We start from the raw sequence: 9,325 nt of genomic DNA on the forward strand, positions 1-9,325 counted from the left end.
TCTCGCGCTGTTCGAGCCGGGATCATACGAGATCGTTCCGCACGACGGCATGCGCCGCACCATCGCGCAGCGGCTGACCGCCTCGATCCAGAACGTGCCGCACTTTTATCTCACGATCGACTGCGACATCGGCAAGCTTTTGGCTGCGCGCGAGGAGATCAACAAGGCTGCGCCGACCGACAAGGACAAGAAGCCGCTCTACAAGCTCTCGGTGAACGCCGTCGTCATAAAGACGATGGCGGTCGCGCTGCAGAAGAAGCCCGACTGCAATGTGAGCTGGACCGAGGGCGGCATGGTCAAGCACAAGCATTCCGACGTCGGCGTTGCCGTCGCGATGCCCGGCGGCCTGATCACGCCGATCATCCGGAAAGCCGAGACCAAGACGCTGTCGGTGATATCAGGCGAGATGAAGGATTTTGCCGCCCGCGCCCGCGCGCGCAAATTGAAGCCGGAGGAATATCAGGGCGGCACCACCGCGGTGTCCAATCTCGGCATGTACGGCATCAACCACTTCACCGCCGTGATCAACCCGCCGCATGCGACCATTCTCGCGGTCGGCACCAGCGAGGAGCGCCCTGTGGTGCGCGGCGGCAAGATCGAGATCGCGCACATCATGAGCGTGACGCTGTCGTGCGATCATCGCGCGATCGACGGCGCGCTCGGCGCCGAGCTGATCGGCGAATTCAAGAAGCTGATCGAAAATCCCGTGATGATGATGGTGTAATGCCGTCATTGCGAGCGCAACGAAGCAATCCATCTCGCCATCAGAAGGCTGGATTGCTTCGTCGCAAGTGCTCCTCGCAATGACGGACGAACGTTCAGTCCGATCGCATGATCAAAAAGAGCTCATAAACATGGCCGATACATCCTTCGACGTCATCATCATCGGCTCCGGGCCGGGCGGCTACGTCACCGCGATCCGCGCAGCGCAGCTCGGCTTCAAGACCGCGATCATTGAGAAGGCCTATCTCGGCGGCATCTGCCTGAACTGGGGCTGCATCCCGACCAAGGCGCTGCTGCGCTCGGCGGAAATCTTTCACTACATGCAGCACGCCAAGGACTATGGGCTGTCAGCCGAGAAGATCGGCTATGATCCCAAAGCCGTGGTGCAGCGCTCGCGCGGCGTCTCCAAACGGCTGAACGACGGCGTCGGCTTTTTGATGAAGAAGAACAAGGTTTCGGTCATCTGGGGCGAGGCGGTGATCGACGCGCCGGGCAAGATCACGGTGAAGAAATCGGCCGTCGAGGCGCCGAAGGGCGCATCGGGCGAGGGCACCTACCAGGCCAAGCACATCATCATTGCCACCGGCGCCCGGCCGCGCGTGCTGCCGGGCCTCGAGCCGGACAAGAAGCTGATCTGGACCTATTTTGAGGCCATGGTGCCGGAGCGCATGCCAAAATCACTGCTGGTGGTCGGCTCCGGCGCGATCGGTATCGAGTTCGCCTCGTTCTTCCGCACCATGGGCAGCGAGGTCACCGTAGTGGAGGTGTTGCCGCAGATTCTGCCCGTGGAAGACGCGGAGATCGCCGGCCTTGCGCGAAAACGCTTCGAGAAGCAGGGCATCAAGATCCTGACCTCGACGAAGGTGGCAAAGCTGGAGAAAAAGGCCGACAGCGTGGTCGCGACCATCGATGACGGCAAGAGCGTGCAGACTGCCGAATTCGAGCGGGTGATTTCCGCGGTCGGCGTGGTTGGCAATGTCGAAAATCTCGGGCTCGAAAAGCTCGGCGTCAAGACCGACCGCGGCGTGATCGTGGTCGACGGGCTCGGCAAAACCAATGTGCCCGGCATCTATGCGATCGGCGATGTCGCAGGTCCCCCGATGCTCGCGCACAAGGCTGAGCATGAGGGCGTGATCTGCGTCGAGGCGATCAAGGGCCTGCACCCGCACCCGATCGACAAGAACCTCATTCCCGGCTGCACCTATTGCCAGCCGCAGGTCGCCTCCGTCGGCCTGACCGAAGCGAAAGCCAAAGAGGGCGGCCGCGAGATCCGCGTCGGCCGCTTCCCGTTTGTCGGCAACGGCAAGGCGATCGCGCTCGGCGACGACCAGGGTCTGGTGAAGGTGGTGTTCGACAAGAAGACCGGCCAACTGCTCGGCGCGCACATGGTCGGCGCCGAAGTGACCGAGCTGATCCAGGGCTATGTCGTCGCCATGAACCTGGAGACCACGGAAGAGGAGCTGATGCACACGGTCTTCCCGCATCCGACACTGTCGGAAATGATGAAGGAAGCGGTGCTCGACGCCTATGGCCGCGTGCTGAACATCTAAGAACAACAAGAAAGATTTCCGTGAAAGACAACGACAATCTCAGGATCGAGCGGCCAACCTTCGTCACCCACCTCGAATGCTCCCTTCAAGGCGATCATTATCCCGCCGATCAGATCCACAATCTCTCGAAAGCGGGCAAGCCGCTGCTGGTCCGCTACGATCTTCCGGGCGTCAAGCAGGCGCTGAGCAAAGACGCGCTCAAGGCGCGTCCCGCCGACATGTGGCGCTACCGCGAGCTGTTGCCGGTGCGCAAATGCCAGGACATCGTCTCGCTCGGCGAGGTCATGACCCCGCTGATCCGCCTGCCGAAACTTGCCAAAAAGCTCGGCGGCGGCGAGATCATCGTCAAGGATGAAGGGCGGCTGCCGACCGGCTCGTTCAAGGCGCGCGGGCTCGTGATGGCGGTCTCGATGGGCAAGGCGCTCGGCATCACGCACATGGCGATGCCGACCAACGGCAATGCCGGCGCCGCGCTCGCCGCCTACGCGACGAGCTGCGGCATCAGGACCACGATCTTCTGTCCCGCCGATACGCCGGAGGTCAATGTCAGCGAGATCGAGCTGCAGGGCGCGACCGTCTACCGCGTCAACGGGCTTATCGACGATTGCGGTAAAATTGTCGGCGAGGGCAAGGCGAAGGCAGGCTGGTTCGACACCTCGACCTTGAAGGAGCCGTACCGGATCGAGGGCAAGAAGACGATGGGGCTGGAACTTGCCGAGCAGCTCGGCTGGGACGTCCCCGACGTGATCTTCTATCCCACCGGCGGCGGCACCGGGCTGATCGGGATGTGGAAGGCGTTTGCCGAGCTGGAGGCAATTGGCTTCATCGGCAAGAGGCGCCCGCGCATGGTGGCGGTGCAGGCATCAGGCTGCGCGCCGATGGTGCGCGCCTTCGAGGCAGGTAGCGAGCACGCGCCGCGCTGGGAGGATGCGCATACCATTGCCTCGGGGATTCGCGTGCCGCAGGCGGTCGGCGATTTTCTGATCCTGCGCGCGGTGCGCGAGAGCCAAGGTTTTGCCATCGCAGTCGATGACGACGAGATTTCCGCAGCGCTGAGCGAAGTCGCCCGCGAGGAGGGGCTTTTGTTGTGCCCCGAGGGCGCAGCGACTTATGCCGCTTACCAGCAGAGCCTCGCCGATGGCCGCGTCAACAAGAATGATCGCGTCATGCTGTTCAATTGCGCCACCGGCCTCAAATATCCGCTGCCGCCGGTCAAGCGCACGCTCGATCGCTTTCAGCCGATCGACTACGCCAGCCTTTGATCGAATCTGGACGGCCGGAGGATGTGATGCGAAGGGTCGCCTGTCTTGTCGTCGCTGCGCTGCTGGCATTGACCTTTGCGGCGCGTGCGGAAACTTTCCCGTCGCGCCCCATCACCATCATCGTGCCGTTCTCCGCCGGCGGTCCCTCCGACGCCATGGCCCGCATACTCGCCGAGCGCATGAAACTGTCACTCGGCCAGGCGGTGCTGATCGAGAACGTCACGGGAGCTGGGGGATCAATAGGCGTCGGCCGCGCGGTGCATGCGGCGGCGGACGGCTACACCATCTCGTTCGGCCATCTCGGCACCCATGTCTGCAATGGCGCGATCTACAAGCTGAGCTACGACCTGATCGCCGATCTCGAGCCGGTGGCGCTGCTGCCGAGCAACCCGATGATCATCGTCTCCAGGAATGGCGTGCCGGCAAAATCGCTCGCCGAACTGCTCGCCTGGCTGAAATCGCGTCCGACGCCGGCGACCGCTGGCACCGCCGGCGCCGGCTCGGGCAGCCACATTGCCGGGCTCTATTTCGAGCAGGTGTCGGGCGCAAAGCTGCAATTCGTGCCCTACCGCGGCACGGCGCCGGCGCTGAGCGACCTCGTGGGCGGGCAGATCGACCTCATCGTCGACCAGACCTCCAACTCCATCAACCAGGTCCGCGCCGGCACCATCCGCGCCTACGCCGTCACCCAAGCTGCGCGGCTGGCGCAGGCGCCGGATATCCCGGCCGTGGACGAGGCCGGCTTGCCGGGCTTTCACATGACCTTGTGGTCGGGCCTGTGGGTGCCGAAGGGGACGCCAGACGAGATCGTCGCCCGGCTCAATGCCGCGACCGAGGAGGCCCTCAGCGACCCTGCGGTGCAAAAACAGATGGAAAACCTCGGCCTGCAGATGCCCGACAAGGACAAGGCCAACCCGGAGGCGCTCGGAGCCTGGCAGAAGGCCGAGATCGCCAAATGGTGGCCCTTGATCCAGGCGGCCGACGTCAAGGTCGAGTAACCGGAATGTCACGGTCAAGCCGTATCCTGCCGCGAGCACGCCGCCAAAGGCTCGCCCAACGGTAACAAAACTTAACAAATGGTTGCAGGTCGGCCACGAATGTTGCCCCCTCGCAACATTGGGAGAACATCTTCGCAACTGTGGCGGGCCGCCCTTGCATCCGCCGCTTTTTGGCCACACCCCTACACGAAAGGTTTGTTTCAAAATCTAAGACCACCGCGAAGGCGAACGAAAATCCTGTGTTGTGTGTTGGATTTTCCGGGGCTGACTGGGTTGGCCGAGGGAACAGGGTTTCGTCGCGATGGACGCGAAGACTGGGATCAAGACACGGCTGCCAAGCCGCCACGTGACGGAGGGTCCTGAGCGGGCGCCGCATCGGTCCTACCTCTACGCCATGGGACTCACCACCGCGCAGATCCATCAGCCCTTCGTCGGTGTCGCCTCCTGCTGGAATGAGGCCGCCCCCTGCAACATCGCGCTGATGCGCCAGGCTCAGGCGGTCAAGAAGGGCGTGGCCGCGGCCGGCGGCACCCCGCGGGAGTTCTGCACCATCACGGTCACCGATGGCATGGCGATGGGACATGACGGCATGCGCTCCTCGCTGCCGTCACGCGAAGTCATCGCCGACTCCGTGGAATTGACTATGCGCGGCCATGCCTACGACGCCTTGGTCGGGCTCGCCGGCTGCGACAAATCGCTGCCCGGCATGATGATGGCGATGGTCCGCCTCAACGTGCCATCGATCTTCATCTATGGCGGCTCGATTTTGCCCGGCAACTTCCGTGGCCAGCAGGTCACCGTACAGGACATGTTCGAGGCGGTCGGCAAGCACTCGGTCGGGGCGATGTCGGACGATGACCTCGACGAGATCGAGCGGGTGGCCTGCCCGTCGGCCGGGGCGTGCGGCGCACAATTCACAGCCAACACGATGGCGACCGTGTCCGAGGCGATCGGGCTCGCGCTGCCTTATTCGGCTGGCGCGCCGGCGCCGTACGAGATTCGCGATTCCTTCTGCATGACCGCCGGCGAGCAGGTCATGGAGCTGATCGCGGCCAACATCCGCCCGCGCGACATTGTGACCAAAAAGGCGCTGGAGAATGCGGCGGCGGTGGTTGCAGCTTCAGGCGGTTCAACCAACGCTGGCTTGCACTTGCCGGCAATTGCTCACGAGGCGGGCATCAAGTTCGACTTATTCGACGTCGCCGAAATCTTCAAAAAGACACCTTATATCGCGGATTTGAAACCGGGGGGCCGTTATGTCGCCAAAGACATGTTCGAGGCTGGCGGCATTCCGCTTCTGATGAAGACGCTTCTCGATCACGGATTTTTACATGGTGACTGCTTGACGGTCACGGGCCGGACGATTGCAGAGAATCTCAAGGGCGTGAAATGGAATCCGCACCAGGAGGTGGTGCGGCCTGCTGACAAGCCGATCACCGCGACCGGCGGTGTGGTCGGATTGACGGGCAACCTCGCGCCCGAAGGAGCGATCGTGAAAGTCGCCGGCATGTCGAACCTGAGGTTTACGGGACCGGCCCGCTGCTTCGACCGTGAGGAAGACGCTTTCGATGCGGTGCAGAAGCGCACCTATGAGGAAGGCGAGGTGATCGTCATCCGCTACGAGGGACCGCGCGGCGGCCCGGGCATGCGGGAGATGCTTTCGACGACGGCTGCGCTGACCGGTCAAGGCATGGGCGGCAAGATCGCGCTGATCACTGATGGCCGGTTTTCGGGCGCGACGCGCGGGTTCTGCATCGGCCATGTCGGGCCGGAGGCGGCGGTCGGTGGACCGATCGGATTGCTCAGGGATGGCGACATCATCGAGATCGATGCGGTCGCCGGCACTTTGAACGTGAAATTGTCGGACGCCGAATTGGCGGAACGCAAAACCAATTGGACGGCCCGGGAGACTAAGCACACATCGGGCGCGCTCTGGAAATATGCTCAGCAGGTAGGACCAGCGGTTGCAGGAGCCGTGACACACCCCGGTGGTGCTCACGAGAAGCAGTGCTATGCGGACATTTGAACGAGTTATTTTTGGGTGGTTTCTGGCGATCGCGCCCTTGGCAGGCCCGGCATCCGCTTTTGACGGCGCGCCGGCCAACCAGGACTCGACGATTGCCGTGATGTCAGGACAACCAGGGGTTGGCACAGGGATCAGGAAGGCGGCGCCATCGGGATCGTCTACCGCGACGCCTGCGGAGTCGCTGACGGCGCTGCAATATGCCGCTGAAGAGGGACATTTCGTCGCACAGTGGAAGCTCGGACGGATGTACGCGCTGGGCGATGGCGTGGTGCAGGATGATGTGCGCGCCTTCGAATATTTCAGCCGCATCGCCAATGCGCATGCCGAGGACAGCCCGTCCGCGCCGCAATCGGCGATCGTGGCCAACGCGTTCCTGGCGCTCGGCCGCTACTATCTGAGCGGCATCCCGAATTCGAAGGTCAAGCCGGATCCGGATCGCGCGCGGGAGATGCTGTCCTACGCCGCGTCCTATTTCGGCAATGCGGACGCGCAATATGATCTGGCACGGCTTTATCTGAAGTCGTCGGATGCCTCGCGCGACGATTTCCGCTATGGCGCGCGCTGGCTCGGGCTCGCGGCGCAGAAGGGCCAGCATCAGGCGCAGGCGCTGCTCGGTCAGATGCTGTTCAACGGCGACCGCCTGCCGCGGCAGGCCGCGCGCGGGTTGATGTGGCTGACGCTCGCGCGCGACAGCGCGGGTCCCGATGAGGCCTGGATCAAGGAAAGCTACAACCGCGCCTTTGCCAAAGCCTCCGACGACGATCGCGCCTCGGCGCTGAAGATGCTGGAGCTCTGGGTCCAGGGCAAGCGCGATTGATGCTGCCGTAGGGTGGGCAAAGCGAAGCGTGCCCACCCGCATGGATGACGGTGTTGGTAGTTGAATGGTGGGCAGGGCGCGAAGACGCGCCTTTGCCCACCCTACCGCGGCGTCGCTACGCCGCCTCCAGATCGAGATCCGCCCACACCGGCACGTGGTCCGACGGCTTCTCCCAGCCGCGCACATAGCTGTCGATGCCGACATCGATCAGGCGGTCGGCGGCCTGCGGCGACATCAACATGTGATCGATGCGCAGGCCCCAGTTCTTCTGCCAGGCTCCGGCCTGATAGTCCCAGAACGTGTACTGACCAGGGGCGTCGTTGACCGCGCGCAGCGCGTCGGTGAGGCCGAGGCCGAGCAGCGCCTGAAAGCTTTCGCGCGTTTCGGCGCGAAACAGCGCGTCGTTGACCCAGGCGGCGGGGTTATGGACGTCCACGGCCTGCGGAATCACGTTGTAGTCGCCGGCCAGCACCAGCGGCTCCTCCGCCAGCAGTCGTTCCCTGGCATACTCGCGAAGTCGCGACATCCATTTTAGCTTGTAGGGATATTTGTCGGAATTGGCAGGGTTGCCATTGGGCAGATAGAGGCAGGCGACGCGCACCACCCCGCGCTTCAGCGTCACCACGCCCTCGATGAAACGCGCATGCGCATCCTCGTCGTCGCCGGCGAGCCCCGACTTGGTCTCGTCGAACCGCAGTTTTGAGAGCAGTGCGACGCCGTTGAAGGTCTTCTGGCCGTGGGTGACGACGTTGTAGCCGAGCGCCTCCAGTTCGAAGCGCGGAAACGCGTCGTCCGTGCACTTGGTCTCCTGCAGGCAGACCACGTCCGGCTGGCACTCCCTGAGCCAGGCCATCAGCGGCTCCAGCCGCTGCCGGATCGAATTGACGTTCCAGGTGGCAATGCGCATCGACGATTCCCTGCTGAATGCGGACCGTGCTTTCCCTGCCGCACGATCCGAAGCATGTTTATAGCTCGTCATGCCCGCGCTTGTCGCGGGCATCCACGTCTTTCTTCCTTGTGCGGCGAAGACGTGGATGGCCGGGACAAGCCCGGCCATGACGATTGATATCAATCCGTGCGAAAAACTCCGATGAGCAAACTTCGCATGCAGGCCACGCGCAAACTGCCCGTCGTGCCACTCAGGCGCAGCGAGGCTTATTCTGATTTCCGTAATCGAACTTGACTTTTCGCCGAATCAGAAGCATGATGCGCGTGTCCCGCCTCGGTAAGAGGGGCGTATGCGCTATCGTCACGACACGTGAGGCGGGATGCGATGGACGCATTCGCGACGCGCGCGATTTTATCGCGCGGACGAACGGCGCCGATGCGGACGACGAAATCGTGTGGTCCTGACACCCCGACGCTGGTGTCAAGTTGCGCGAGATGATCGCGCGGCGACAGGAGCAAAAGAGCCCGGTTCCTGGGGAGAGCACGTATAAGGCGTAAACCATCGCGCAGGGAAGGCCGGGTGATCCGGCTGAAACCTGTGGTTCCTTCCCCGTGCTTTTTTGTTGCACGGGGGCCGCGGGTATCAGTCGATACCCGGCCTTCCCTGCGCCCTCTGATCTCCTGAGGGCCAAGACTGATGCACAACTCGGGCGCGATCACGCCGCGGGAAGGCGGCGCCATGTTTTTCCGCTGTCATGCCCCGCTTCAAAAGCGGGGCATCCAGCATTCCAGAGACAGCAGTGCTCGAGCGGATGCGCCGCGGCGTACTGGATCGCCCGGTCGAGCCGGGCGATGACCAGCTTTCGCCAAACGCGCCGACGCGCGCTGCAGGGGGAAGGGTTGAGACCTCAAATCGAAAAGCTGGTGCCGCAGCCGCAGGAGGCGGTGGCGTTGGGGTTGTTGACGCGGAACGAGGCGCCGATCAGGTCGTCGACGAAATCGATCTGCGCGCCCGCCATGAACTGCAGGGAAACCGGGTCGATGAGCACCACGGCGCCGTC

Annotated in this window: 8 protein-coding genes; 6 read left to right on the forward strand and 2 right to left on the reverse strand. The window is 63.3% G+C overall.

Annotation, left to right across the window (positions count from 1 at the left end; translation table 11 throughout):
- The 6 genes from JOZ76_RS28460 to JOZ76_RS28485 all read left to right on the forward strand — a co-directional run.
- On the forward strand, window positions 1-724 hold a 724-nt coding region (locus JOZ76_RS28460), incomplete at its 5' end, for a 2-oxo acid dehydrogenase subunit E2 (RefSeq protein ID WP_291704360.1).
- Between the two features lie 130 nt (window positions 725-854).
- On the forward strand, window positions 855-2,273 hold the full coding sequence (gene lpdA / locus JOZ76_RS28465) for a dihydrolipoyl dehydrogenase (RefSeq protein WP_291704362.1): 1,419 nt from the start codon (window positions 855-857) through the stop codon (window positions 2,271-2,273).
- A gap of 20 nt (window positions 2,274-2,293) precedes the next feature.
- Complete coding sequence (locus JOZ76_RS28470; RefSeq protein WP_291704364.1) at window positions 2,294-3,535, forward strand: threonine synthase; 1,242 nt, start codon at window positions 2,294-2,296, stop codon at window positions 3,533-3,535.
- A 26-nt stretch (window positions 3,536-3,561) separates the two neighbouring features.
- Window positions 3,562-4,533 carry a tripartite tricarboxylate transporter substrate binding protein BugD gene (locus JOZ76_RS28475; RefSeq protein WP_291704366.1) on the forward strand — a complete coding sequence of 324 codons (972 nt, stop codon included), beginning with the start codon at window positions 3,562-3,564 and terminating at the stop codon, window positions 4,531-4,533.
- Window positions 4,534-4,834: 301 nt separating this feature from the next.
- Window positions 4,835-6,559: a dihydroxy-acid dehydratase gene (gene ilvD, locus JOZ76_RS28480; RefSeq protein WP_291704368.1), complete on the forward strand. Its 1,725-nt coding sequence runs from the start codon at window positions 4,835-4,837 to the stop codon at window positions 6,557-6,559.
- A 100-nt stretch (window positions 6,560-6,659) separates the two neighbouring features.
- Complete coding sequence (locus JOZ76_RS28485) at window positions 6,660-7,376, forward strand: tetratricopeptide repeat protein (RefSeq protein WP_441300118.1); 717 nt, start codon at window positions 6,660-6,662, stop codon at window positions 7,374-7,376.
- 115 nt (window positions 7,377-7,491) lie between these two features.
- Here JOZ76_RS28485 and xth read toward each other — a convergent pair whose 3' ends face one another.
- Both xth and JOZ76_RS28495 read right to left on the reverse strand, forming a co-directional pair.
- Complete coding sequence (xth, locus tag JOZ76_RS28490; RefSeq protein WP_291704372.1) at window positions 7,492-8,283, reverse strand: exodeoxyribonuclease III; 792 nt, start codon at window positions 8,281-8,283, stop codon at window positions 7,492-7,494.
- 889 nt (window positions 8,284-9,172) lie between these two features.
- A partial coding sequence (locus tag JOZ76_RS28495) for a HesB/IscA family protein (RefSeq protein WP_291704373.1) occupies window positions 9,173-9,325 on the reverse strand: 153 nt, incomplete at its 5' end.

Origin of the sequence: Bradyrhizobium sp. (assembly GCF_019244115.1) — a bacterium.
Taxonomy (GTDB): domain Bacteria; phylum Pseudomonadota; class Alphaproteobacteria; order Rhizobiales; family Xanthobacteraceae; genus Bradyrhizobium.

Excerpts from the sequence above, each read along its gene's own strand:
- JOZ76_RS28485 (WP_441300118.1), top strand. The coding sequence starts at position 6,660 with ATGTCAGGACAACCAGGGGTTGGCACAGGGATCAGGAAGGCGGCGCCA.
- xth (WP_291704372.1), bottom strand. The coding sequence starts at position 8,283 with ATGCGCATTGCCACCTGGAACGTCAATTCGATCCGGCAGCGGCTGGAG.
- lpdA (WP_291704362.1), top strand. The coding sequence starts at position 855 with ATGGCCGATACATCCTTCGACGTCATCATCATCGGCTCCGGGCCGGGC.
- JOZ76_RS28475 (WP_291704366.1), top strand. The coding sequence starts at position 3,562 with ATGCGAAGGGTCGCCTGTCTTGTCGTCGCTGCGCTGCTGGCATTGACC.
- ilvD (WP_291704368.1), top strand. The coding sequence starts at position 4,835 with ATGGACGCGAAGACTGGGATCAAGACACGGCTGCCAAGCCGCCACGTG.